General features: G+C 75.5%; 24 protein-coding genes. 17 read left to right on the top strand and 7 right to left on the bottom strand.

The window, feature by feature from the left end; translation table 11 throughout:
* Positions 1-34 precede the first annotated feature (34 nt).
* The 5 genes from AB2L28_RS00220 to AB2L28_RS00200 all read left to right on the top strand — a co-directional run bounded on the left by AB2L28_RS00220 (position 35) and on the right by AB2L28_RS00200 (position 6,288).
* Positions 35-817 carry a glycoside hydrolase family 16 protein gene (locus tag AB2L28_RS00220; protein ID WP_370716716.1) on the top strand — a complete coding sequence of 261 codons (783 nt, stop codon included), beginning with the start codon at positions 35-37 and terminating at the stop codon, positions 815-817.
* 121 nt (positions 818-938) lie between these two features.
* Positions 939-2,384, top strand: a complete 1,446-nt coding sequence (locus AB2L28_RS00215; RefSeq protein ID WP_370716715.1) for an oligosaccharide flippase family protein — start codon at positions 939-941, stop codon at positions 2,382-2,384.
* Positions 2,385-2,601: 217 nt separating this feature from the next.
* Positions 2,602-4,956 (top strand): serine/threonine protein kinase, encoded by a 2,355-nt coding sequence (locus AB2L28_RS00210; RefSeq protein WP_370716714.1) that lies wholly within the window; start codon positions 2,602-2,604, stop codon positions 4,954-4,956.
* Between the two features lie 70 nt (positions 4,957-5,026).
* Positions 5,027-5,311, top strand: coding sequence for a hypothetical protein (locus AB2L28_RS00205; protein WP_370716713.1), 285 nt, complete (start codon positions 5,027-5,029; stop codon positions 5,309-5,311).
* Complete coding sequence (locus AB2L28_RS00200) at positions 5,308-6,288, top strand: core-2/I-branching beta-1,6-N-acetylglucosaminyltransferase family protein (protein WP_370716712.1); 981 nt, start codon at positions 5,308-5,310, stop codon at positions 6,286-6,288. The genes AB2L28_RS00205 and AB2L28_RS00200 overlap by 4 nt, the downstream gene beginning before the upstream one ends.
* 21 nt (positions 6,289-6,309) lie before the next feature.
* Here AB2L28_RS00200 and AB2L28_RS00195 read toward each other — a convergent pair whose 3' ends face one another.
* Genes AB2L28_RS00195 through AB2L28_RS00185 form a run of 3 tightly spaced genes read right to left on the bottom strand, consistent with a single transcriptional unit; the run spans position 6,310 to position 9,954 of the window.
* Positions 6,310-7,554: a glycosyltransferase family 2 protein gene (locus AB2L28_RS00195; RefSeq protein WP_370716711.1), complete on the bottom strand. Its 1,245-nt coding sequence runs from the start codon at positions 7,552-7,554 to the stop codon at positions 6,310-6,312.
* Positions 7,547-8,569: a glycosyltransferase family 2 protein gene (locus tag AB2L28_RS00190; protein ID WP_370716710.1), complete on the bottom strand. Its 1,023-nt coding sequence runs from the start codon at positions 8,567-8,569 to the stop codon at positions 7,547-7,549. Before AB2L28_RS00190 ends, AB2L28_RS00195 begins: the two co-directional genes overlap by 8 nt.
* A complete protein-coding gene (locus AB2L28_RS00185) occupies positions 8,566-9,954 on the bottom strand; it encodes a glycosyltransferase (protein ID WP_370716709.1) in 1,389 nt (462 codons plus the stop codon). Before AB2L28_RS00185 ends, AB2L28_RS00190 begins: the two co-directional genes overlap by 4 nt.
* 501 nt (positions 9,955-10,455) lie before the next feature.
* On the opposite strand from AB2L28_RS00185, the gene AB2L28_RS00180 reads away from it, so the two are divergent.
* The 3 genes from AB2L28_RS00180 (at position 10,456) to AB2L28_RS00170 (ending at position 12,829) form a co-directional block, all read left to right on the top strand.
* The gene (locus AB2L28_RS00180; RefSeq protein WP_370716708.1) at positions 10,456-11,340 is read left to right on the top strand and encodes a glycosyltransferase family 2 protein; all 885 of its coding nucleotides are present in this window, start codon (positions 10,456-10,458) and stop codon (positions 11,338-11,340) included.
* Positions 11,341-11,429: 89 nt separating this feature from the next.
* Positions 11,430-12,038: a hypothetical protein gene (locus AB2L28_RS00175; RefSeq protein ID WP_370716707.1), complete on the top strand. Its 609-nt coding sequence runs from the start codon at positions 11,430-11,432 to the stop codon at positions 12,036-12,038.
* Positions 12,039-12,337: 299 nt separating this feature from the next.
* Positions 12,338-12,829: a hypothetical protein gene (locus AB2L28_RS00170; protein ID WP_370716706.1), complete on the top strand. Its 492-nt coding sequence runs from the start codon at positions 12,338-12,340 to the stop codon at positions 12,827-12,829.
* Positions 12,830-12,846: 17 nt separating this feature from the next.
* Here AB2L28_RS00170 and AB2L28_RS00165 read toward each other — a convergent pair whose 3' ends face one another.
* Positions 12,847-13,698: a glycoside hydrolase family 16 protein gene (locus AB2L28_RS00165; protein WP_370716705.1), complete on the bottom strand. Its 852-nt coding sequence runs from the start codon at positions 13,696-13,698 to the stop codon at positions 12,847-12,849.
* 208 nt (positions 13,699-13,906) lie between these two features.
* Between AB2L28_RS00165 and AB2L28_RS00160 the strand changes: the two genes are divergently transcribed.
* Together AB2L28_RS00160 and AB2L28_RS20755 are read left to right on the top strand one after the other, a co-directional pair.
* Positions 13,907-15,319: an OFA family MFS transporter gene (locus AB2L28_RS00160; protein ID WP_370716704.1), complete on the top strand. Its 1,413-nt coding sequence runs from the start codon at positions 13,907-13,909 to the stop codon at positions 15,317-15,319.
* Positions 15,316-15,423 carry an MFS transporter small subunit gene (locus AB2L28_RS20755; protein WP_432526098.1) on the top strand — a complete coding sequence of 36 codons (108 nt, stop codon included), beginning with the start codon at positions 15,316-15,318 and terminating at the stop codon, positions 15,421-15,423. Before AB2L28_RS00160 ends, AB2L28_RS20755 begins: the two co-directional genes overlap by 4 nt.
* Here AB2L28_RS20755 and AB2L28_RS00155 read toward each other — a convergent pair.
* Together AB2L28_RS00155 and AB2L28_RS00150 are read right to left on the bottom strand one after the other, a co-directional pair.
* The gene (locus AB2L28_RS00155) at positions 15,413-15,934 is read right to left on the bottom strand and encodes an aminoacyl-tRNA deacylase (protein WP_370716703.1); all 522 of its coding nucleotides are present in this window, start codon (positions 15,932-15,934) and stop codon (positions 15,413-15,415) included. The two genes, AB2L28_RS20755 and AB2L28_RS00155, sit on opposite strands and share 11 nt — an antisense overlap.
* A 22-nt stretch (positions 15,935-15,956) precedes the next feature.
* A complete protein-coding gene (locus AB2L28_RS00150) occupies positions 15,957-16,661 on the bottom strand; it encodes an LON peptidase substrate-binding domain-containing protein (RefSeq protein ID WP_370716702.1) in 705 nt (234 codons plus the stop codon).
* A 101-nt stretch (positions 16,662-16,762) separates the two neighbouring features.
* Between AB2L28_RS00150 and hisD the strand changes: the two genes are divergently transcribed.
* Entirely contained in the window at positions 16,763-18,055 is a 1,293-nt protein-coding gene (gene hisD / locus AB2L28_RS00145; protein ID WP_370717240.1) for a histidinol dehydrogenase, read from the top strand.
* Positions 18,052-18,537 (top strand): hypothetical protein, encoded by a 486-nt coding sequence (locus AB2L28_RS00140; RefSeq protein WP_370716701.1) that lies wholly within the window; start codon positions 18,052-18,054, stop codon positions 18,535-18,537. Before hisD ends, AB2L28_RS00140 begins: the two co-directional genes overlap by 4 nt.
* A gap of 48 nt (positions 18,538-18,585) precedes the next feature.
* Here AB2L28_RS00140 and sthA read toward each other — a convergent pair whose 3' ends face one another.
* A complete protein-coding gene (gene sthA, locus AB2L28_RS00135) occupies positions 18,586-19,992 on the bottom strand; it encodes a Si-specific NAD(P)(+) transhydrogenase (protein ID WP_370716700.1) in 1,407 nt (468 codons plus the stop codon).
* Between the two features lie 201 nt (positions 19,993-20,193).
* Between sthA and AB2L28_RS00130 the strand changes: the two genes are divergently transcribed.
* The 5 genes from AB2L28_RS00130 to hisH all read left to right on the top strand — a co-directional run bounded on the left by AB2L28_RS00130 (position 20,194) and on the right by hisH (position 24,643).
* A complete protein-coding gene (locus tag AB2L28_RS00130; protein WP_370716699.1) occupies positions 20,194-21,189 on the top strand; it encodes a Gfo/Idh/MocA family protein in 996 nt (331 codons plus the stop codon).
* Between the two features lie 8 nt (positions 21,190-21,197).
* The gene (locus AB2L28_RS00125; RefSeq protein ID WP_370717239.1) at positions 21,198-22,223 is read left to right on the top strand and encodes a Gfo/Idh/MocA family protein; all 1,026 of its coding nucleotides are present in this window, start codon (positions 21,198-21,200) and stop codon (positions 22,221-22,223) included.
* Positions 22,224-22,299: 76 nt separating this feature from the next.
* Positions 22,300-23,412 (top strand): histidinol-phosphate transaminase, encoded by a 1,113-nt coding sequence (locus AB2L28_RS00120; protein ID WP_370716698.1) that lies wholly within the window; start codon positions 22,300-22,302, stop codon positions 23,410-23,412.
* On the top strand, positions 23,409-24,008 hold the full coding sequence (gene hisB / locus AB2L28_RS00115; RefSeq protein WP_370716697.1) for an imidazoleglycerol-phosphate dehydratase HisB: 600 nt from the start codon (positions 23,409-23,411) through the stop codon (positions 24,006-24,008). The genes AB2L28_RS00120 and hisB overlap by 4 nt, the downstream gene beginning before the upstream one ends.
* Entirely contained in the window at positions 24,005-24,643 is a 639-nt protein-coding gene (gene hisH, locus AB2L28_RS00110; RefSeq protein WP_370716696.1) for an imidazole glycerol phosphate synthase subunit HisH, read from the top strand. Before hisB ends, hisH begins: the two co-directional genes overlap by 4 nt.
* Positions 24,644-24,718 lie beyond the last annotated feature (75 nt).

Genomic DNA, 24,718 nt, shown 5'->3' with positions numbered 1-24,718 from the left:
ACCGGGTTCCGCGCCGACGAGGGGAGATCCGGTGGTGAGCGGGACGAGCAGGACCCGCCGGTCGTTCCTGGTGACCGTGGGGGCCACCACGGTGGCCCTGCCCCTCCTCGCGACCGCCGCCTGCTCGGACCAGGACACCGCGGGGGGTCCCGTGCTGTTCCACGAGGAGTTCTCCGACGACGCCGCCGAGGGGCGGTTCCGGCAGGTCTACGGCGACCGCTTCGACGTCTACCCCACGGGGTGGCGGGACACCTCCAATCGCGGCGTCTACCGCCCCGACCAGGTCCTGTCCGTGCGGGACGGCCGGTTGCGGTTCCGGTTGCAGCAGGTCGACTCCGAACCCGCCTCGGCCGCGGTCGTGCCCCGCCTGCCGCACTACGGCCAGCGCTACGGCCGCTACACCGTCCGGTTGCGCGCCGATCCCGTCCCGGGGTGGAAACTCGCGTTCCTGCTGTGGCCCGACAGCGAACGCTGGCCGGACGACGGCGAGATCGACTTCCCCGACGCCGACCTGCAGCACACCATCGGGGCCTTCCTGCACCACGCCGACCCGGCCGGGACGGTCGAGGAGTTCGGCACCGACGCCTTCCTCGACGACTGGCACACCGCCGTCGTGGAGTGGAGCCCGGGGCTGGTGCGGTTCCTCCTCGACGGGACCCTCGTCGGGTCCTCGACGACGGGTGTCCCGGACACCTCGATGCACTTCGTCCTGCAGACCGAGACCGGGAGCACGGCCGAGGAACCGGGTGGCCTGCCCACGCAGGAGGCCCTCGTCGAGGTCGAGCTCGTGACGATCGAGAGCCACCCGTGGGCCTGATGCCCCCACGTCCCCACCGCCGACCGGAGGTCGCCCCGTGAGCGCCGCCACGCCCGCTCGCCCCGTCCCCGGGGCCGAATCCGAGAGCGGACCCGGGAGCGGACCCGGGGCACGGGGCCCGGTGGCCGATCCCCGGCAGGACGAGGCCCAGGAGCGGGCGAGCTCCTCGACGCTCTTCGGTCGCGGCCTGCTCTACGTCGTCGTGGCCGGCGCGCAGCTCGTCTCCAGCGCCGTCGCCTCCCCGGTCCTGGCCCACGTGCTCGGCGACCCCGCCTCGCTGGGCACCCTGGCCCTGGCGATCTCGGTGCACCAGCTGCTGATGGCCGTCGTCCTGCTGGGGCTGGACCACGCCGTCGTCCTGCGCTTCGCCCAGGACGGCGACGACCGCGCGGCCCGGGCCCTGGCGACGGCCGCGCTCCTGGCGGCGACGACCTGCACCGCGCTGGTCTGGGTGACCGCGGGCTGGTGGGCCCCGGCGTTCGGGTTCACCGACCGGCCCGTCCTGCTGCTCACCGTGCTGTGGACCGTGCCGACGGCGGGGGTCTTCGTCGCCCTGGGCCTGCTGCTGGCGGCGGACCGCCTGCGCCCCTACGCCCTCGTCACCCTGGTGTCCGCGGTGGGCGGCCAGGTCCTCGGCGTGGTCCTCGTCCTGGCGCACGTGCAGACCGCCGGTCCGACGGGGGTGTCCCGCTACGTCACCGGCCTGCTCGTCGCCGACGCGCTCGGCGCCGTCGTCGGCCTGTGCCTGGCCCGCCCCCGGCTGCGGGGGGCGTTGTCCTGGCCGGTCCTGGCCCCGGCCGTCGCGTTCGGCGTGCCGCTCGTCCTGAACTCGCTGTCGGGGTTCGTGCTGAACGCGGGCGACCGCATCGTCCTGCAACGGCTGGCGGGACCGGCCGAGGTGGGGCGCTACCAGATCGCGTACACCGTGGGGTACGTGGCCACCCAGGTCATCGGGCTCACGAGCGCCACCTGGACCCCGCGCTTCGCCGCCGTCGCCGACCGCGCGCTGCGCTGGGAACTCATCGGCGCGACCCGCGACACGATCTACCGGCTGCTGTCCCCGGTCGTCCTCGGGATCACCCTCGGCGCCCCCGTCGTCCTGCGCGTCATCGCCCCCGCGACCTTCGAACCGGCCGGTCTGCTCGTCGTCGTCTACGTCGTCGTCCTCAGCGCGTACGCCGGGGCGGCGGGCAGCGCGACGGGCCGCATGCTCGTCATCGAGCGCCGCACCCGCCTCCTGGCCGTCGTCTCCCTGGCGGTCGCCGCCTCGAACATCGGCCTGAACCTCGTCCTCGTGCCGTCCTGGGGCGCCTCCGGGGCGGCCGTGGCGACGCTCGTCGCGTTCTGCGCGCAGAGCGCCGCCCAGCGCTGGTGCGCCCGCGGGCTCGGCACGTTCCCGCGCGCGACCCGCCGGTTGCACGCCGAGATCCTCCTCGTGAGCGCCGTCGCCGGCGCGACGGTGCTCCTGCCGCAGGACCCGGTGACGAACGCCGTCCGGTTCGCGCTGGCCCTGGCCTGCCTGCCGTGGTGCCTGGTCCTGCTGCGGCGCGCGCGCCGCGCGGTCTAGGGGACCGGCCGGCCGGCACGGGGCGGGGACGGCGCCACGGACGGGTGCACCCCGGTGGGTCGAAGAGCGGGCCCGGTCCCACGGACGGCCCACTCCCGCCCGGACGCGTGCGACCTCGGCGGCTGCGGAACGTGACGATCGGTGGTGGGTCCCGGCGCCGCCGGGGACGACGACCAGCACGACCCGGGTGACCCGGGTGACGAGGAGAGGGGGAGGCGTGGACGGACGTCTGCGTGCGGGGGCTGCGGCGACGGTCGGGACCGGCCCGGTCACCGCCGCGCTCGTGCCGCGCCCGGGACCGGGCGCGCAGGCGGTCCCCGCGGGCCGGTCCGAGCGGCCCGACGTCCGGGCGCTGCGGGTCCTGCACGCGCTGCGCGTGCCGCTGGCGCTCTCCCTGGTCCTGGCCCTGCTCGTCCCGGCGGCCGCCGCGCTCGGCTGGGCGCTGCCCGGCCGGACGCTGGCCGCGGTCCTGTTCGTGACCCTGGTCCCGGGCCTGCCGCTGGCGCTCGCGCTGCGGCTGCCGAACCTGCTCGTGACGGCGGCCCTGGCGAGCGCCCTGAGCTTCTCGTGGGCCCTGCTGCAGGGCACGGCGGCCCTGGTGACGGGGTTCTGGCACCCCGTCGGGTCCGCCTGGTCGGGCAGCCTGCTGGCCGCGGCGGCGACCGTCCTCGTGCTGCACCGCAGCCGGTCCGCCCGCGCCCGGCTGAGGGCGCTCGACCGGCCGTCCCCGCCGGCCCGGACCTGGCGGCGGCGGGTGGGCCGGGGGGTGTCGCGCCGGCGCGCGGTCCCGGCGCTCTTGCTGCTCGCCGCCGCGGCGCTGTGGTGGTGGGGCACCCGGGTCCTGCCGCTGGACCGGGTCTCGGCCCTCGGCCTCCTGCCCGTCCTGGGCTGGCAGGTCCTCGCCGCGCTCGTCCTCGTCGCCGTCGTCGCGGTCCTCGCGCTGCGCGCGCCGCGGCCCGACCACCTCGTGCTCGTGGGGGTGAGCGTCGTGCTCGCCCTCGTCGGGTACACGACGGTGGCGGCCGCCGACGGCTACGGCAGCGTCCCGACCGCGTGGGTGCACGTCGGGTTCATCGACCACGTCTCGACCCGCGGCGCCGTCCCGGCCGGGGTCGACGCCCGGTTCAGCTGGCCCGCGTTCTGGGGCGCCGGCGCCCAGCTCGTCGCGCTCGCCGGCGTCCCGGACGCCCGCGGCCTCCTCGTCCTGGCCCCGCTGTTCTCGGCGCTGGTGAACCTGCCCGCGCTGCTCGTCGTCGGGCGCGTCGTCACCGGGTCGCTGCGCTGGGCCTGGGCCGCCGTCCTCGTCGGGATGGTCACGAACTGGTACCAGCAGGACTACTTCTCCCCGCAGGCCACGGCCCTCACCTGCTACCTCGCCGTGCTCGCGACCTGCCTGTGGCTGGCCCGCCTCCCCGCTCCCGCGGCGCAGCCCGCCGCGGGCCCCGGTCCCTCGTGGCGCCGGCGCGTCCTCGTCGCGCTGCGGCGCACCCCCGCCGACCCCGCCGGCACGAGCCCGGCGTCGCTGCGGGCGCTCCTGCTCGCCCTGGTCGTCGTGACCGCGGGGATCGTCGCCGTCCACCAGCTGACGCCGCTGACCCTGCTGCTGACGCTGGGGGTCCTGACGGTGACGGGCCGGGCCCGGTTCCGGTCCCTGTGGCTCGTCGCCGCGGTCCTGTTCGCGGGCTGGTTCAGCTACGGCGCGACCGACTTCTGGTTCGGGCACCTGGGGATGGTCCTGCGCGACGTCGGGCAGGTCGGGTCCTCCCTGGGGGCCGGGGTTGCCGACCGGCTGACGGGCGACCCCACCTACCAGCGCGCGCAGTACGTGCGGATGGCGTGGTCCGGGCTGCTGCTCCTGCTCGCCGTCGCGGGCCTGGCCCGCCGGCGCCGCCGGCCCGGTGGGCTGCTGCTCGCCGGCCTCGCCCTGGCCCCGTTCGGGTTGCTGGCGGTGCAGAGCTACGGCGGGGAGGTCGTCATCCGCTGCTTCCTCTTCGCCTCCCCGGTGCTCGCGCCGCTGGCCGTCGTGGCCCTGCGCGACCTCGTGGCGGCCGGCGAGCCGGCGCGGTCGCGACGCCGGGGCCGGCACCGGCACCGCCCGCTGCCCCCGGCCTTGTCCACCGGTGCCGCGGTCGCGGGGGTCGCCGGGCTCGTCGCGCTGGCCGTGGCGGCCGGGTTGCTCCTGGTCGGGACCCGCGGTCTGAACACGGCCTTCGAACGGACCGCCCCGGGTCTGGTCGCGGCCTCCGAGCGGTACTTCGCCCTCGCCGGACCGGACGACGCGGTCGCCACGACGCTCGAGGGGTCGGGCCTGGCGCCGCGGTACCCGGTCGCCTCGCCGAACGAACGCCTGCTCGACGTCGACGCCTGCCTGTCGGGGGGGTCCGCGTCCTGCCTCGGCGAGGACCCGCCGGAGTTCGTGCTGCTCAGCTCCGAGCAGGAGGCCCTGGGGGAGCTGCAGCAGGGCCGGGCCCCGGGGTGGTTGTGGCAGTTCGGCGACCGCCTCGTGACCTCCGGCCGGTACCACGTCGTCGGCCGCTGGGACGACGCGCTGCTGCTGCGGCGCAGCGCCTGACCCGCACCCCCACCACCTCACCGGCGGACACCCGTCCGCGACCCGTTCTGGACACCTGCTGGAGGACCCGGTGCACCACCTCGTCGAACCGATCCTCGACGGATCGCTCGCGGCGCTGTTCCCGCGCGACGTCGCCCGCGCGCTGGGCTCGTGGCTGGGGCTGGTGCTCCTCGCGGCCGCCGGGGCCGGGGCGCTGGCCCTGGACCTGACGCGGCGCACGGCGTGCGCGGGAACGCACGGCACCCCCGTCACCGCCCCCGGCCGCCCGCGGCGGGCGCTGCTGGTGCTCACCGTCGGCTGCGCCCTCGGGGCGGGGCTGGCGACCCTCGTGCGGTTCGCGCTGGTCCTGTCGTGACGACCACCCCCCGGGACCTCCGGCTGGCCTACCTCGTCTCCTCCTACCGCTCCGGCGGGCAGTTGACCCGGTTGCTCACCACGCTGCGCCGCAACGACCCGGCGGCCGAGATCGTGCTGCTGCACAACGGCTTCGAGAACCCGATCGACCCGGCCGTCGTCGAGGCGGTGGGCGGTCACCTGCACCTGACGTCGGTCCCCGTCGTGTGGGGGGACATGAGCCTGGAACTCGAACGCCACCGCGTGCTGCGGTGGGTGCTGGGCGAGCTCGACGTCGACTGGGTCCTGACCCTGTCCGAGCAGGACTACCCGCTCGCCCCCGCGGCCGCGCTGCGGGACAGGCTGGGCGGCACGAGCGCCGACGCGGTCCTGGACGTGCAGCCCGTCGCCCGGACGAGCGAGCCCGCGGTGGCCCAGGACGTGCGCCGCCGCTACGGGTTCCGTTACGCCACCCTGCCGTCCTGGCCCGGCGGCCGGCGGTCCCCGCGGGTCCTGCGCCGTGCGGCCGAGGTCCTGGCGCTCGTGCTCGAGCGGTCCCAGCCGTTCGTCCGGCTGTACCTCATGCCGACCGGCACCGGTCTGCCGCCCAAGGTGGGCCGGCGCGCGTCGCTGCCGGTGGCGGGGTACGAGCTCTGGTGGGGTTCGGCGTGGTTCGCCCTCTCCCGCCGGGCGCTCACGGCGTTCGTGGACCGGCTGGGGACGGCCGAGGGGGAGGCCCTGGTGGAGTTCTTCGCCCGGACGGTCATCCCGACCGAGGCCTTCACCCCGACGCTCCTGGCGGGCGAACCCGGGCTCGTCGTCGAGCGCGACGCGCTGCACGAGATCCGGTTCAGCGACCCGGGGTCGGGCAGACCCGACGAGTTCGGCGCGGCCGACCTCGAGCACCTGCTCGCCTCCGGGCGGTTCATGGCCCGCAAGTTCGCCCCCGGCGATCCCGCGCTCGACGCGCTCGACGCCGTGACCGCGCCCGCCCGCTGAGCGCGGGCGCGGTCAGGGCCCTCAGCCGCGGGCGGTGCGGGCGCGCAGGTACAGGCCCGGCCCGGCGAGCATCCCGGTGAGTTCCCGCCGGACCAGCCCGGCGCCCGGTCCGGGGGTTCCCGTGCCGGTCCCGGCGCCGGCCCGGTCGCGGCGACGGACCCCGGCGACGGTCCCGGCCAGCCGGGCCAGCCCGGCCGGGACCGCGCGCAGCACACCCGCGCGGGTGCGGCGCTCGAGCAGGAGCTTGGTGTAGAACGCCGTCAGTCCCGTCCCGTAGCCGTACATCTGCTCCGCGAGCTCACCGGGCGTGCTGCGGTGGTGGTGCCACACCACCGCGGACGGTTCGACCGCCACGGCGCCCCCGTGCACGATCGTCTGGACGAACGCGTCGAGGTCCTCACCCCCGCGGGTCGCCGTACCGGCCCCGAGGAACACGTCGAACCCGCCGCGGCGCACCAGGTCGGCGCGCCGGAAGGCCACGTTCGCACCCGTGCCGAACACCCCGGCCGCGTACGGGTACATCGCCCCGCCCGCCGACCCGGTCGCCAGGTCGTAGACGCGCGGTTCGCGCAGCGTGGACCACGAGACCCGGGCGTCGAAGTAGGCCTCGACCTCGGTGTCCAGCGCGGCCGCGACGGTCAGGCCGGCCACGCACGCGACGTCGGGACGACGGGTGAAACCCCGGACCAGGCCGTGGACCCACCACGGGTCGACGCGGACGTCGTCGTCGGTGTAGGCCACGACCTCCCCGGTGGCCAGTTCCAGCCCCCGGTTGCGCGCGTGCGACAACCCCGGGACCTCCTGGCGCGCGTACCGGACCCGCGGGTCGCCGGCGGCGGCCGCGGCGACGACGTCGCGGGTGGCGTCGTCGGCCGGGGCGTTGTCGACGACGAGGACCTCCAGGTCGGGGTAGGTGAGCCGGCCCAGGTGCTGCAGGCAGCGGGCCAGCACCTCCGGCCGGTTGCGGGTGCACACGACGACGCTCACGCGCGTCCCGGTCCCGACGTCGGCGAGCGCGTCGCTCGCGGGAGCGCCGGCCCGGCGCGCGCGGACGCGGTCGCGCGCGCCCGCCGGCAGACCGGCCAGCACGGCGGCGTCGTCCGGGCCCGGCTGCGCGGGGGTCGTCACGTACCCCAGGGGGTTGCCGTCGAGGCGGACCAGCACGCGCACCGACCGCGCGCCGGCGGGGGCGGGGGGCAGGGCAGGACGACCGGGGGCGAGGTCCACCTCGGTGCACCACACGGGCAGGGCGGGCGCCTCAGCCACGACCGGCTCCCGTCGCCGTGCGGCGGGGGGAGCGGGAACGGCGGGTGCACAGCCCGTAGCCGTAACCCGCCGCGGTCGTGCAGAACCCCGCCACCACGGCCGCGGCCTGCTGCAACCCGGCGCTGCCGCGACCCGTCGCGGTGGAACGCAGACCCCGCAGGACGGCTCCGGGCAGGACGCGGGAGGCGTAGGAACGCTCCGAGGACAGCGCGTCCTGGGCGCCGACGGCGGCGGCGACGACGGCCTTGGAGAAACCCTCCCAGAAGCAGCGGCGCAGGAAGTACCCGACCGTGGCGCGGTCCCGTCGCACCCGGTGGTGCACGACGGCGCCCCTGGTGTGGACGATCCGGGCCGTCCCGCCGCGGCGCTGGCGCACGCGGATGGACAACTCGGTCTCCTCGCACCCCACAGGGTGCCGGCCCACCCGGCCGATGCCGGTGGTGAAACCCCCGGCGGCGAGCAGGTCCGCGCGGCGGAACCCCATGCTCGCCCCGATCGGGTTGCGCAGCGCCCCGCCGTCACCGGGCAACCCCTCGTAGCTGCAGCCCACGACCCACAGGAAGGGCTCGGGGAACCAGGCGGGCCGGCCCGGTGCGTCCCAGGCGGGTACGGCGGTCCCGCCGGTCCCCACGACGTCGTCGTCGGCGAACGCGGCCACGCCCGCGGCGACCCAGTCGGCGTCGGGGCGGGCGTCGTCGTCGAGGAACAGCACGACGTCGCCGGTCGCGGCGGCTGAACCGGTGTTCCGCGCGCCGGACAGACCGCGTTCGTGGACGTTCTCGAGCACGGTGGCGGCCGGGCCGAGGGCGGTGCGCGCGCGGGCGAGCAGGTCCGGGGCGTGGTCCACGACGAGCAGCACCTCCTCGACCGGGCGGGTCTGCCGCTGCAGGGCGCCGAGACCGGCGACGAGGTCGTCCCACCGGTCGAGGGTGTAGGCGCAGACGACGACCGTCACGGTGACCGGGGCGGCGCGTCCCCCGGTCCGGGGGGCGGGGGTGACGAGGACGTCGCTCACGAGATCTCCTGCGGGACGGGGTGGGTGGTGGTGCGGGTGGTGGCGCGGGCGCGCAAGTAGGCGAGCGGACCCCAGGGCATGCCGCGCAGTTCCAGGAGGACCAGGCGCCGGGGGTCGCCGGCTGCGTCCGCGGTGCGCGCGGGGGCGGGGGCCCGGTCCGGCACCGGTCGGCCGGTGGCGGTGGCGGTGGCGGTGGACCGGGCGCGGGTGAGGGCCCAGCGCGCCTTGGCGACGGCGGCGGCGGGCACGAGGGCGGCGAGGGCGCGCGCGTGGGCCCGGTCCCGCCAGACGAGGGAGGTGAGCATCGCGGTGAACCCGACACCGTTGCCGCGCAGCTGCCGTTCGAGGCCGGGCAGGTCGCGGCGGTGGGTGTGGTGGACGACGGCGGCCGGTTCGTAGCCGAGGCGCCCCCCGCGCCACAGCACCTCCACGAGGGCGGCGAGGTCCTCACCGCCGCGCGAGGCGGTGCCGGTGCCCAGGTGGACGTCGAAACCCCGCGGCAACGCCGTGCGCCGGAACGCCATGTTCGCGCCGGCGCCGAAGGCGCCGACCCCGTAGACGGGGAACTCACCGTCCCCACCCGGCGGGCAGGGCAGTTCCCGCACGCGGCCGGGCCGGCCCGGGACCGGGGCCACCTGCGCGGGCGCCAGCCGGCGCTGCCCACCGAAACCGCCGTAGTGGGACTCGTACTCGCGCTGGGCGGGCGTCTCGAGCTCGGCGGGGACGACCAGACCCGTGACGACGTCCTCCTCGGGGTGTTCGGCGAACCTCCTCCCCAGCGCCAGCAACCACCCGGGGTCGACGCGGACGTCGTCGTCGGTGAACGCGACGACCTCGCCCCGGGCCGCGGCGAGCCCGGCGTTGCGCGCCTGCGAGATCCCGGGCCGGGGTGCGCGGACGCGACGGACCCGCGGGTGGCGCGCCAGCAGACCCGGCAGCGGGTCGTCGGCCGGCACCACCGGACGGTTGTCCACGAGGAGGAGTTCCACGCGTCCGGACCCACCGGGGTAGCGCGCCGCCTCCAGGCCGGTCAGGCACCGCTCCAGGTCCTCCACCCGCTGCACGACCGTGGGGACCACGACGGTGACCGACGGGAGGGCGGCGGGACGGGGGAGGGTCGTCGCGGGAGGTGCCGGCGGGGTGGGCGGCAACCGCCGAGCGACGTCGGCGAGGTCGAGGGGGAGGGGGATCTCCAGGGTCGCCAGCGGCCGGTCACCGGACCAGACCAGGACCCAGGCCGCGGTGCACCGCTGCGGGTCCGGACGCTCGGCCAGCGCGCGCCCCACGGCGGCGGCGACGACCTCGGCGGCGCCGGCACCGGTCGGGGGCGGTTCCGCGCACAGGTGCGCGGAGGTGACGAGGACGGCGGTCCCGGCGTCGGTCACGGTGAGTTCCTCTCCTGCTGCCCGCGCGTCCCGGTCGCGCTCGCGAGGGACGTCTGATCACTCACGGTAGAACCCCGTGAGTTCTCCCGGGGGGCGCGGAAACCGGAACGGGTGAACGGGTTGAGCCGTTCGTGGCGGCCGGGAGGTCGACCTGGTGAACCGCGCCGCAACGGGTTCCGCGCCGTGCTGCGCCGGCTCGGGAACTCGTGCGGGGTTTCCGGGGGTTTCTCGGGTCGCCGTTCCCGTTGCGGCGACGTTCTTCGTCGTCACTCTGCGTTTCGATGAGGCGTTCGGGGTGGGCCGGACGGGTGCCCCGGTGCGCCAGTCGTGTCACGTCCGTGTCCGGACGGTGCGCGGACTCCTACGATCGGGGTGTCGAACAGCGGTCCTGCCCACGGGACCGCACACGAGGGCACGTGAAGATCCGCCGGGCGTCTTTGGTCGCCGTGGCCCGGCGGGGAGCGAGAGGCGAAACCGGGCCCCTGATTCTCAGGGAGCATCATGTCGAACGCATTCCCCACCCCCGCGGCCGCACCGACGGTCAGCGTGGTCATCCCCACCTACAACGAGGCCGCGAACCTGCCCCACGTGTTCGCCCTGCTGCCGGACGTCCACGAGGTCGTGCTCGTCGACGGCCGCAGCGTGGACGGCACCGTCGAGACGGCCCGCGCCCTGCGCCCGGACGTGAAGGTCGTCCTGCAGAACCGGCGCGGCAAGGGCAACGCCATGGCGTGCGGTTTCGCCGCCGCGACGGGTGACGTCGTCGTCATGCTCGACGCGGACGGTTCGGCCGATCCGCGCGAGATCCCCGCCTTCGTGCAGGCCCTCGTCGAGGGCGCCCACTTCGCCAAGGGCACCCGTTTCGCGGCCGGTGGCGGCAGCAGCGACATCACCCGGTTGCGCCGCGCGGGCAACGCAGGGCTGAACCTGGCCGCGAACGTCCTGTTCGGCACCCGCTACACCGACCTGTGCTACGGGTACAACGCCTTCTGGCGCGACTGCCTGCCGGCGCTGGACCTCGACGCGAGCGGCGCGGCGGTCGACGCCAAGCACTGGGGCGACGGTTTCGAGATCGAGACGATCATCAACACCCGCATCGCCAAGGCCGGCCTGACGATCACCGAGGTGCCGAGCTTCGAGTTCGAGCGCATCCACGGCGAGAGCAACCTCAACACCTTCCGCGACGGTTTCCGGGTGCTGCGCGCCCTGCTGACCGAGCGGCTGCGCCCGGCCGCGCGGGTGCGCATCGCCCCGCGCCGCCCGCTCGCGGCGGCTCCCGCGCCGGCCCCCGCGCCGGTGGGGGCGACCGTTCCCGCCGCAGCCCCGGCCCCGCGCGTCCTGGTCCTGCCGGACGCCCCGGCCGAGGCCACCGCGGTCGCGGGCTGAACCGCAGCGCCCGGCCCCGCGGCGCCGGGCCCGCCGGAGCGCGCGTGGGAGGATCGGTGACCCGTCCGCCCCGTCGCGAGGAGCCGTCCGTGCGTCTCGGTCCCTCCGGTCCCCGGCTGCCCTGGTCCACCGCCGCCGGGGTCCGCCGCGCCCGGGACCGTCGGCTGCTGGGTCTGCGCGGCCTGCCGGCGACCCGCGGCTGGCACGTGGAGGGTCACCTCGTCGAGGTCTCCACGCGGTTCCCGGCCCCCAACGTCCTGCTCGCCGGGCACGCCCACGCCGAGCTCGCCCTCACCGGCCCCTTCGCGGGCCGCACGGCCTACGTGGCCTCCGTGCTGGCCCGGCCCGCCGACGCCGGGCGCCGGGGGCTTCGCCGGGCCCGCGACGAGGTGCTGCTGCTGACGACCGTGGAGGCCCTCGGGGCGCCCACGGAACTGGTCGTGGGTTTCTCCCGCAGCGGCGAACCCGTCCCGTTCCGGGCGAGCCCGGAGCAGCTGAGCGTGCTCGGGGCCGCCCTGCGCTCGGCCGGCCCGGCGGTGGCGCTGCGGGCGCAGGACTTCCTGGCGGTCGGGGACACCTCCGTCAGCCTCGTCGGGCCCTGGCCGGACGAGGCGCGCCCGGGGGCCGACCGGGTCGTCCCCGCGCGGCTGGGCCTGCTGGCCGACCTCGCCGGGACCCTCGAGAGGGGTTCCCTCTAGACGTCCCGCACCACCCCCGTGGTGCGGGCCGCGGTGCAGCGACCGGCGCCCCGGGAGTGGGCGCCCGTGCGCCGGGCTGCGCTGCGCGAACCGGGCGCCGGCCCGTCCTGGGCATGCAGGACGGGCCGGCGCCTGCTGTCGTCCCCGGGTCCGGGTCCGGGTCCGGACGGAGGGTCCCGGGAGGAGTTGGGGCGCAACCGTTCCGAGTTCCCCGAACGGGTGCGGGGGTGGTGCTCCGAACGGTGGACCCGGTGGCGGAAACCCCCTCGCGGTGCCGGGGCGCGCCCTTCACTGGTGGGGTGAACCCGATGCGGACCCGCACCGCCCTGGCCGGCGTCGCCGCCGGTGCCGTCTGGTTGTCCTTCGCCAGCGACGCCCGGCCCGCGCGGGTCGCCGTCGGGGCTGTCCTGGCGCTGCTGCCGGCCGTGGCGGTGGCCGGCCACCTGCGTGCAGCCGGGCACCGCGCCCGTCTCGGTGCCGTCCTGGCCGCCGCGGCGGCGGCGGCCACGGTGCTCCTGGTCGAGGTCGCCGGCGCGAGGCTCGGCGCCGAGGGGGGCCCGGCCCTCGTCGCCGTCGTCCTCGCGCTGTGGACCGCCGTCCTGCTGCGGCGCCCGGCGACCGCCCGCCGGCCCCGGTCCGTGCCCGTGGCACCGCTCCGGCCGGTCCCGGGCACCCCGGCCCGTCCCGCGCCCACCGTCGAGCGGGTGCCCCCGGCCCGGTGCCCGGACGCCGTCCCGTCCGCACCGGCGCCCCCGCCCGGGTCCGCGGTGCAGCTCCCGCACGCCGGCTGACCGGGGCGCGCGTCCGCTCAGGCGCGTCGGTAGAGGGCGACCCAGTCGACCTGGACGTGCCCGGCGGCACGTGCGGGGGGAGCCCCGTCGGACGTCTCCGTCTGCAGCACGAGGTGCATCGGCCGGTCCGGGGAGACGGCGGTGGACCCGACGACCGTCCCGTCGAGCAGGAAGCGCACCCCCGAGGGGAGCCACTCCACGGTCGCGGTGTGCCAGTCCGCGGCGCTCACCCCGGTGTCGACGGCGAGCGCGTTCTCCTGCGGTGCCCCCGGGCGGTGGACGAACCCGTGGATCGTGCCCGCGAGGTCGCCCTCGGGGAAGTCGACCTCCCCCTCGGCCCAGTCGTCGGAGTCCGGCCACAACAACCAGGCCGTCTTGTACCCGGGAACGGCGTCGGCGCGGTACCGCACGCTGTAGCGCCCGTACGTCCACCCGCCCCACGTGCCGTCGCGCAGGGGGACCGGTGCGGCCACGAGCGGCGTCCCGGCCTCGGTGCGCAGGTGCAGGTCCAGCAGGCCGTCGTGCACGGACACGACCCTCGACGGGTCGTAGGTGCCCGCCCCGCTGGTGTCGCGCGACCCGTCGTACCCGGTCCACCGGTGCCCGTACGCCGGGCCCGGGAACCCCCCGAGCGCGACGTCGGTCGTGAAGTCGTCGACGAACACCTGCCGCCAGCCGGGCAGGTCCCCGACGGGCACCGTCGCCAGGGGGGCCGCGGGCGCGGCCCCACCCCGCGGCGGGACCGGTGGGGCGGGGACGCGTCCGACGCGCAGCCCCCGGGGCACCTCGACGGCGGAGGCGGGGGCCGCGCCCGTGAGGGCGAGCGTGGCGGCGGTGAGGGCCGCGCTGAGCAGGACGCGGGGGTGCATCGGGGCCTCCCGGGCTCGGACGCTCGGGAGGAACGCCGTGGCCACCACTCTACGTGCATGAGTAGTTGCTCATCGTGGCATCGGTGCGCTGGAAGTCCCCCGGCGGGTCGCGACGGTCCTGCCGCCGCCGGCCGGGGCGCTCACCTACGGTGTCACCGACCTGGGCGCACGGCCCGGGGACAGCAGACCCACAGCGAAGGAGCTCCTGGTGTCGCCTCTCGCTCCACCCGCCGTCCTGGACCGGGAGCGCACGATCGCCCCGCCCGGGTTCAACCGCTGGCTGGTCCCGCCCGCCGCCCTGGCGGTCCACCTCTGCATCGGTCAGGTCTACGCCACGAGCGTCTACAAGAACGCGCTCGTCGCCCACTTCGACGTCAGCCAGACCCGGATCGGGCTCGTGTTCTCCATCGCCATCGTCATGCTCGGCCTGTCGGCCGCGCTCTGCGGCACGTGGGTCGACCGCAGCGGCCCCCGCAAGGCCATGGTGGCCTCGGCGACCTGCTGGGTGACGGGCTTCCTGGTCGGGGCCCTCGGCATCGCGACCGGCCAGCTGTGGCTGCTCTACCTCGGGTACGGGGTCATCGGCGGCATCGGCCTGGGCATCGGGTACATCTCGCCCGTCTCGACCCTCATCAAGTGGTTCCCCGACCGCCCCGGGCTCGCCACCGGCATGGCCATCATGGGGTTCGGCGGCGGCGCCCTGGTGGCCAGCCCGCTGTCCACGCGGTTGCTGTCCCTGTACGACCCCGGCTACGACTCCACCGTCACCGGCAGCGTCCCCGCGGGCTCGGCCGTGGCGCTGCTGTTCGTCACGTTCGCCGTCGTGTACGCGCTCCTCATGAGCTACGGGGCCGCGACGATCCGCGTCCCCGCCCAGGGCTGGGTCCCCGACGGGTTCGACCCCGCCGCCGTCCGCAGCAGGGCCCTGGTGACCACCGCCAGCGTCTCGGCGCGCAACGCCGTGCGCACCCCGCAGTTCTGGCTGCTGTGGGTCGTCCTGTTCTGCAACGTCACCGCGGGCATCGGCATCCTGGAGCAGGCCTCGCCAATGATCCAGGACTTCTTCCGCTCCGCCGGCGACGCCTCCACCGTCTCGGTCGCCGCCGCGGGCGGTTTCGTCGGGCTGCTGTCGATGGCGAACATGGCCGGCCGGTTCGTGTGGTCGTCCACCTCCGACGTCATCGGGCGCAAGCCGATGTACGCGGGCTACCTCGGCGTCGGGCTCGTGGCGTACTTCCTGCTCGCCACCACCGGCCAGCGCAGCACGGTCCTGTTCGTCCTGTTCGCCGCGGTCATCTTGTCCTTCTACGGCGGGGGTTTCGCCACGGTCCCGGCCTACCTGCGGGACCTGTTCGGCACCTTCCAGGTCGGCGCGATCCACGGCCGCCTGCTCACCGCCTGGTCGGCGGCCGGCATCGCCGGCCCGCTCATCGTCAACGGGTTCCTCGACGCCCAGGGCGACCCGGGCAGCCTGACCGCGGCGGCCTACCGTCCCGCGCTGCTGACGATGGTCGGTGTCCTCGCGGTGGGTCTGGTGGCCAACCTCCTCGTCCGGCCCGTCGCCGACCGCTTCCACGAACCCCCCGCCGACGCCCGCCCGGCCGAGAGGGGGACCCGGTGAACGCCCGGGGCCGGGTCGTCGCCGGCTGGACGCTGGTCGGGATCCCGCTGGTCTACGGCGTCGTCGAGACGCTCGTGCGCGCCTCGCGGTTGTTCAGCGGCTGACCGGGCGGCCGATGGGGGCCGTCCTGGCTCCCGTCACCGCCAGCAGGTCGGCGGGGGCCAGCTCCACCTGCAGCCCCCGCCGGCCCGCGCTGACCAGGACGGTCGCGAAACCCGCCGCCGAGGCGTCCACGTAGGTGGGCAGCGCGGTGCGCTGGCCGAGCGGGCTGATGCCGCCCACGACGTAGCCGCTGCTGCGCTGGGCCCGCGCCGGGTCGGCCATGACCGCCCGCTTCCCGCCCGCCGCGCTCGCGAGGGCCTTGAGGTCGAGCGTGCCGGCGACCGGCACGACGGCGCAGACGAGGTGCCCGTCCACGTCGGCCAGCAGCGTCTTGAGCACGCGGTGCCCGTCGACGTCCAGACCGCCCGCCCGCAGGGCCCGCACGGCGTCGTCGCCGAACCCGGGCCCGTCGTCCCCGGTGCGGGATGTCGCGTAGGGGCGGGGCGTGTGGGCGACGCCCCGCTCGGCCAGCACCTTCAACGCCGGGGTCCCGGCGTCCGCACGCTTCGCCACCGTCCCGCTCCCCGTCCGGTCCTCAGTTGGAGTTTACGGGCCAGACGGGCAGCTCCGTGGCGGGCACGGCCCCGAACGTGCTGATGAGCGCGGTCTCGCGGCGCAGCAGCTCCAGCTCGGCCTGCAACCGCGCGACGGTGTCCGGCGCCTCCAGCAGGTGCTGGCGCTGGTCCAGGTCCAGCACCGCGGCCGCGGCGACGAGGTAGGACAGCACCCGCGGGTCGTCCGGGGCCTCGGCCCCGCCGATGTCCAGCACCTCGCGGTACTCGTCGAACGAGCGGCTCACCGCATCGGCCAGCACCGTCAGGCGGCCGTCGCTGTCGTCGTCCTCCACGTCGTCGTCCCCGAACGGCTCCACGAGACCGGTGAGGTACGGGGTGCCGGCCGACTCGTCGATGCCGACGAGCCGGAACCTGCTCGCGCCGACCGTGACGATCTCGTAACGGCCGTCCTCGGTCTCGGTGACCTCGCGCACCAGCGCCACGCACCCGACGGTGTGCAGGGCCTGCAGGTTGCCCGTCCCGACCTCGTGACCGGACCTGATCGCGACGACCCCGAAGCCGCGCACGTCGCCGTCGTCCTCCCCGCCCTCCTCCAGGCCCCCGCTCAGGTCACCCACGAGGTCCTGCACGAGCAGCCGGTACCGGGGTTCGAACACGTTCAGCGGCAGGACCAGTCCGGGGAACAGGACACTGCCCAGCGGGAAAAGCGGGAGGCGTTGCGGCACGCGAGCCACCCTAGGACCTCCGGCTCGTAGACTCCTGCCCCGTGAGCACCTCCGCCCCGCTCCTGCGCCGCATCGACCTGCGCGGGCAGGTCCTCGACGCGATGGCGCTGCGCGCGGTGGTCCCGCGCGCCGACGTCGACGTCGCCGCCGCGCTCGCCGCCGTCGCCCCGATCTGCGAGGACGTCCGCGCCCGCGGCGTGCCCGCCCTGCTGGAGCTCACCGAGCGCTTCGACGGCGTGCGCGCCGACGACGTCCGCGTCCCGGTGCAGGCGCTCACCGACGCCCTCGCCGCGCTCGACCCCGACGTCCGCGCCGGCCTGGAGGAGTCGGTCCGGCGGGCCCGCCTCGTGGCCACCGACCAGCTCCGCGCCACCACGACCACGGAGGTCGTCCCCGGTGGCCGGGTCTCCGAGCGCTGGGTGCCGGTCGGCCGCGTCGGCCTGTACGTGCCCGGCGGCCGGGCCGTCTACCCCTCCAGCGTCGTCATGAACGTCGTGCCCGCCCAGGTCGCCGGCGTCGGCTCGATCGCGGTGAGCACCCCCGCGCAGCGGGAGTTCGGCGGTTCGGGCCACCCGACGATCCTCGCCGCCTGCGCGCTGCTGGGCGTGGAGGAGGTCTACGCCGTCGGCGGGGCCCAGGCCGTCGCGATGTTCGCCTACGGCGCCCGCGACGCCGACGGCACCGTCGTCGTCGAGCCGGTCGACGTCGTCACCGGCCCGGGCAACATCTACGTCGCCTCCGCCAAGCGCTACGTCCAGGGCACCGTCGGCATCGACTCCGAGGCGGGCCCGACCGAGATCGCGGTCCTGGCCGACGCGAGCGCCGACCCCGACCACGTCGCCGCCGACCTGGTCAGCCAGGCCGAGCACGACCCGATGGCCGCCGCGGTCCTCGTCACCGACTCGCCCCGCCTGGCCGACGCCGTGGACGCGGTGCTGGGCGGTCGGGTGGCGGCCACCAAGCACGCCGGCCGCATCGAGCAGGCGCTGCGCGGCCCGCAGTCCGCCACCGTGCTCGTCGACGACGTCGAGGCCGGTCTCGCCGTCGTCGACGCCTACGCCGCGGAGCACCTGGAGGTCCAGACCGCCGACGCCCCCGCCGTGGCCGCCCGCGTCCGCAACGCCGGCGCGGTCTTCGTCGGCCCGCACACCCCGGTCTCCCTCGGGGACTACTGCGCCGGGTCCAACCACGTCCTGCCCACCGGCGGCACGGCCTCGTTCTCCGGCGGCCTGAGCGTGCAGACGTTCCTGCGCGGCATCCACGTCGTCGAGTACGACGAGCGCGCGCTGCGCGAGGTCGCCCCGCACGTCGTGGCCCTCGCGCGCTCCGAGGACCTGCCCGCCCACGGCGAGGCCGTCACCGCCCGCTTCGCCTGCGAGGGGACCGCGCTGTGAGCGAGACCCCCGACCTGCCCGAGTTCGACTTCGACGCCGAGTTCGCCAAGGCGTTCGGCCCGAAGAAGCCCGTCCGGTCCGTGATCGTCGCCGGGACCACCTCGGCCAGGGCGCTCGCGGACCTGCTGCCCGCCCACGACGTGCACGCCCACGTCGTGCCGGTCAAGGGCGTCGGCACGGTGCTCCTCACCCACGACCCGGCGACGGGGGAGCAGGACGTGCAGACCCTGTCCGCCGCCGTCCCGCAGGCCGAGTTCGTCCTGTTCACCGTCGGCGAGGAGTCGATCGAGGGGCAGAGCTGGGCCGGCGGCGCCCGCGGGGACGACCCCAGGCCGGGGTTGCTCCTGTCCGTGTGGCCCGACCTCGTCCAGGACCTCGTGCTCGGCAAGACCGATCCCGCCGAGCACGCCGTCAGCGCCGAGGAACCCCGCAGGGGCGCGTTCTGGAAGCGCCTGCGCGGTCGCGACGACGACCCCGCCTGACCCGCCCACCTCCGGCTCCCGCCGCACCCCGCCGGGGCGGGGTGCGGGTCAGGCGTCGAACCGTGCCGCGGCCCGCATCTTGTTCGTCACGTCGAGCGCCGCGACCTTGTACGCCTCCGACAGCGTCGGGTAGTTGAAGACCGTGTCGACGAGGTGGTCGACGGTCCCGCCGCACGTCATGACGGCCTGCCCGACGTGCACGAGCTCGGTCGCGGACGCCCCCACGACGTGGACGCCGAGCAGCCGGCGGTCCTCGGTCGAGACGAGCAGCTTCAGCTTGCCGTGCGAGTCGCCGACGATCGCCCCGCGCGCCAGCTCGCGGTAGCGGGCGACGCCCACCTCGTAGGGGACGGCCGCGCGGGTCAGCTCGTCCTCGGTGTGCCCGCAGTAGCTGATCTCGGGGACCGAGTAGATGCCGATGGGCTGCAGCTCGATGAGGGAGTTCACCTGCTCGCCGAACGCGTGGTAGGCCGCCAGGCGTCCCTGCTCCATCGACGTCGAGGCCAGCGCGGGGAAGCCGATGACGTCGCCGACGGCGTAGATGTGCTCGACCCCGGTGCGGAACTGCTTGTCCACGACCAGACGCCCGCGGCCGTCGGCCTCCAGACCGGCCGCGGCGAGGTCCAGGGTGTCCGTGGCGCCCTGGCGGCCCGCGGAGTACAGGACGGTGTCGGCCGGGATCCGCTTGCCGGAGGCCAGCGTCGTCACGGTGCCCTGCTCGTCCGCCTGCACCCTGACGACGGACTCACCGAGGCGGAAGGCGACGCGCAGGTCGCGCAGCTCGAACTTCAGCGCCTCGACGATCTCGGAGTCGCAGAAGTCCAGGAAGGTCGGGCGCGACTCCACGACGGTGACCTTGGTGCCGAGGGCGGCGAACATCGAGGCGTACTCGATGCCGATGACGCCGGCGCCCACGACGACGAGGGTCTGCGGGATCTCGGTGAGCTGCAGGACGCCGTCCGAGTCGACGACGCGGCCGGAGCCGAAGTCCACGTCGGCCGGGCGCGCGGGCCGGGTGCCGACGGCGATGACGAACTTGTCCGCGCTCAGGTGGCGGGCCGGGACGCCGGGGGCCCCGACGACGACGCTGTTCGGGCCGGTGAAGCGGGCCATGCCGTCGTACAGGTCGACGCGGTTGCGCGAGAGCTGGTCGCGCACGACCTCGGCCTCGCGGCGCGTGACGTGGGTCGTGCGCGCCGACAGGTCGGCCATGGTGATGTCCTGCTTGACGCGGAAGTTCGCGCCGTACACGTCGCGCACGCTCATCCCGGTCAGGTGCACGACGGCCTCGCGCAGCGTCTTGGACGGGATGGTGCCCGTGTTGACGCAGACGCCACCCATCATCGAGCCGCCGTCCACGAGGGCGGCGTGCTTGCCGAGCTTGGCGGCCGCGATGGCCGCCTTCTGCCCGCCGGGGCCGGAACCGAGGACCAGGAGGTCGTAGTGGTCACGCATACCCGACATCTTCGGCACACGAACGGCCGATCTGCAGCCGTGTCACATGAACGTCACACGACGGTCCGTGACCGCTGCCGGGGCCGACCCTCCCTGAAAACGTTCCCAGAGAGGTGGTCCTCAGACCTTCCGCGCCGTGCTCCCTTGTCCTAGCGTGAGGTCACGTCACGACCCGACGATGCGTCCGGAGGAACACCCCTCGTGCCTGTCGCGAACCCACCCTTCAACGTGGCCGTGCTCGGGTGCTGGCACGTCCACGCCGAGGACTACGCCCGCTCCGCAGCCGCCCACCCCGACACCACCCTCGTCGCCGCCTACGACCCGGACCCGGCCCTGGTCCGTCCGCTGGCGCAGCACCTCGGCGTCGAGCCGACCGACGACCTCGACGCGCTGCTGGCGCGCGAGGACGTGCACGGCGTCACCGTCACCACCGAGACGACGGCCCACACCGACGTGATCTCCCGCGCCCTCGCCGCCGGCAAGCACGTCTTCACCGAGAAGCTGCTCGCCCCGACCGTGCAGGAGTGCGAGCGCCTCGTCGCCCGGGCCGCCGACGCCGGGCTCGCCCTCGTGGTCTCCCTGCCGCGGCTGTACGCGGGGTACACCCTCGCCGTCCGTGACCTGCTGGACTCCGGCGAGCTCGGGACGCTCACCCACGGCCGGGTCCGGCTGTCCCACGACGGGGCCGTCCACGGCCGCGACGGCGGTGTCGGGGGCTGGCTGCCGGACCGGTTCTTCGACCCCGCGCCCGCCGTGGGCGGGGCGCTGACCGACCTCGGCTGCCACCCGGTCTACCTGACCCAGCTGTTCCTCGGCGCCGACCCGCAGACGGTCCGCGCGGTCTACGCCAACGTCACCCCGCGCGACGTGGAGGACCACGCCGTCGTGACCGTCGGCTACGACGACGGCCGCATCGGCGTCGTCGAGGCGGGTTTCGTCAGCGACGACGCCTTCACGATCGACGTCCACGGCACCGAGGGGTCGGTGCACTACACCGACGCCGGCCGGCGCCTGTGGCGCCGGTACCCCGACGGCCGCACCGAGGACCTCACCGTCCCGCCCGACGCCCCCGACGCGTTCGCCCAGTGGGTCCAGCACGCGGCCGCGGGCACGCGGGCCACCGAGAACCTCCGGCGCGCCGTCGACCTCACCCGCCTCGTCGTGCGGGCCAACCACGCAGCAGGGACGAAGGAGTGAGGGCCACGATGCCGGACGAGGGCCGCAGCGTCGTCGAGGGAACCGTCAAGGTCGGGCTCATCGGCGGGGGCGGCATCACCCGCGCCCACGTCAAGGGCTACCGCGAGCACGCCGCGAAGATCGGCGTCACCGCCGTCGCCGACGTCGTGCAGGAGGCCGCGGACACCCGCGCGGACGAACTGGGCGCCCAGGCGTTCACCGACTACCGCGAGATGCTGGCGAGCGCCGACATCGACGCCGTCGACATCTGCCTGCCGCACCACCTGCACGCCGAGGCGATCGTCGCGGCGGCCGAGGCCGGCAAGCACGTGCTGTGCGAGAAGCCGCTGTGCCTCACCGCGGACGAGGCCTCCCGGGTCGCCGCCGCGGTGCGCTCGGCGGGCGTCACGCTCATGTGCGCCCACAACCAGCTGTTCTTCCCCTCCGTCGCCAAGGCGAGGGAACTGCTCGACTCGGGGATCCTCGGCACGGTCTACGAGGTCCGCACGACCGACAGCTTCCACAACGACTTCGACCCCTCGAACATGGGCTGGCGCGCCTCGGCCGCGACCAGCGGCGGCGGGGAGCTCATCGACACGGGCTACCACCCGACCTACCTCCTGCTGCACCTCGCCGACGCGCGGCCGAGCGAGGCGACGGCGTTCCTGTCCACGCACCGCCTGAAGTTCATGGAGGGCGAGGACTCCGCCCAGGTGCTCGTGCGGTTCGAGAACGGCGTCGTCGGCCAGGTGGTGACGAGCTGGGCCTACGACCCGGCCCCGGGCACCGAGAAGTTCTCCGTCGTCGGCGAGCTCGGGTCGCTCACCGGCACCGCGAGCTCGGTGACCTACCGGTTGCGGACGGGGGAGGAGGAGACGTTCGAGTTCGAGCCCGTCGACTCCTTCGTCGCCGAGATCGGCGCCTTCGCGGACTGCCTGCGCGGGGGGACCCGCCCGATCCACACCGAGACCGAGGGCATCGCCGTCCTCGGCGTCCTCCTCGCGGCCTACGAGGGTGCCCGGTCCGGCACGATCGCCCGGGTGCTCAGCGTCTGACCCGCGCCCGCGGGACCCCCGTCCCGCCCCCCTGAGGGTGGGCCGGGCGGTCCCGGGCGTCTGGGACACTGCTGGCGTGACCGAGACGACCACGCTGGCCGACCTGCCGCTGCGCGAGGACCTGCGGGACGAGCACCCGTACGGGGCCCCGCAGCTGCACGTCCCCGTCGTCCTCAACGTCAACGAGAACCCCTACCCGGTCGCGCCGGAGGTCGTCGCCGACATCGCCGCCGCCGTCGCGCGGGCCGCGGTCGGGCTGAACCGCTACCCCGACCGCGAGTTCCTGGACCTGCGCGCCGACCTGGCCGCCTTCTTGCGCACCGAGTCCGGGGCGCAGCTCGAGCCCGAGCAGGTGTGGGCGGCCAACGGGTCCAACGAGGTCATGCTCCACGTGCTGCAGGCCTTCGGCGGGCCCGGGCGGACGGCGCTGAGCTTCGCGCCGACGTACTCGATGTACCCCGAGTACGCGCGGGACACCCTGACGACGTGGGTGACCGGCCGGCGCGCGGACGACTTCACGCTCGACGTCGAGCACGCCCGCGAGCAGGTCCGCCGGTACCGGCCCTCGGTGGTGCTGCTGACCAGCCCGAACAACCCGACGGGGACGGCCCTGCCGCTCGCCACGGTCGAGGCCGTCCTGGAGGAGGTGTCCGCCGTGGGCGGCGTCGTCGTCGTCGACGAGGCGTACGGGGAGTTCCGCCGGGACGGCACCCCCAGCGCCCTGGAGCTCCTGCCGCGGTACGGCAACCTGGCCGTGAGCCGCACCATGAGCAAGGCGTTCTCCCTCGCCGGGGCGCGCGTCGGCTACCTCGCCGCCGCGCGGGCCTTCGTGGACGCCCTGCGGATCGTGCGCCTGCCCTACCACCTCTCGGCCGTCACCCAGGCCACCGCCCGCGCCGCGCTGCAGCACTCCGCGGCCCTGCTCTCGACGGTGGACGAGCTGCGCCACCGTCGTGACGAGACCGTCGCCTGGTTGCGCGGGAACGGGTTCGAGGCCGCCGAGTCCGACGCGAACTTCGTCCTGTTCGGCCGGTTCGCCGACCGGCACGCCGTCTGGCAGGGGTTGCTCGACCGGGGTGTCCTCATCCGCGAGACCGGCCCGGCGGGCTGGCTGCGGGTGAGCATCGGCACGGCCGACGAGATGCAGCAGTTCCGAACCGCACTCCAGGAAGTGGTGGCACAGCAGTGAGCCGGACCGCGCGCATCGAGCGCAGCACCAGCGAGTCCTCCGTCCTCGTCGAGCTCGACCTCGACGGTTCGGGGCGCACGCAGATCGACACGAGCGTGCCGTTCTACGACCACATGCTGACGGCCCTGGGCAAGCACTCGCTCGTGGACCTGACGGTCCGCGCCAGCGGCGACACCCACATCGACGTGCACCACACCGTCGAGGACACCGCGATCGTCCTGGGGCAGGCGTTCCGCCAGGCCCTGGGCGACAAGTCCGGGATCCGCCGCTTCGCCGACGCCACCGTCCCGCTCGACGAGGCCCTCGCGCACGCCGTCGTCGACGTCTCCGGCCGCCCGTACTGCGTGCACGAGGGCGAGCCGGCCGGTCAGGAGTTCCACCTCATCGGCGGGCACTTCACCGGGTCGCTGACGCGGCACGTCCTGGAGAGCTTCGCCTTCCACGCCCAGATCTGCCTGCACGTGCGCGTGCTCGCCGGCCGCGACCCGCACCACGTCGTGGAGGCGCAGTTCAAGGCGCTGGCCCGCGCGCTGCGCTACGCGGTCGAACCCGACCCGCGCGTGGTCGGCATCCCCTCGACGAAGGGCGCGCTGTGACGTCGGTCGTCGTCCTGGACTACGGCTTCGGCAACGTCCGCTCCGCCGTCCGCGCCCTGGAACGGGTCGGCGCGTCGGTGGAGCTGACGTCGGACCGGAAGCGGGCCCTGGAGGCCGACGGGCTGCTCGTCCCCGGTGTGGGCGCGTTCGCGGCCGTCAACGCGGGGCTGAAGGCCATCGGCGGCGACTCGATCGTGGACCGGCGCCTGGCCGGGGGCCGGCCCGTCCTCGGGATCTGCGTCGGGCTGCAGGTGATGTTCGAGACGTCCACCGAACCCGGTGACGGCGTCCCCGACGGCCTGGCCCAGTGGCCCGGCACCGTCGAACGCCTCCCCGCCGACGTCGTCCCGCACATGGGCTGGTCGACCGTGGAGCCGCCCACCGGCTCCCGCCTGTTCGCCGGCGTGGAGGACGAGCGGTTCTACTTCGTGCACTCCTACGCCGTGCAGCGCTTCGAGATGGTCGACACCACGGACGGCCGCGTGCCGCTGCCGCAGATCACCTGGGCCGAGCACGGGACCAGGTTCGTCGCCGCCGTCGAGAACGGCGCGCTGTCCGCGACCCAGTTCCACCCCGAGAAGTCCGGCGACGCGGGCGCCCGGCTGCTGCGGAACTGGGTCGACTCCCTCACCTGATCGCCTGCGCGGCGACGACACCCGGGGGACACCCATAGGCGCACCCGCCGGGACACCCGCACCCGCCCCCACGCC

The sequence above is a fragment of the Kineococcus mangrovi genome (assembly GCF_041320705.1).
GTDB classification, from domain to species: domain Bacteria; phylum Actinomycetota; class Actinomycetes; order Actinomycetales; family Kineococcaceae; genus Kineococcus; species Kineococcus mangrovi.
This window is presented reverse-complemented; position numbering and strand designations above follow the sequence as displayed.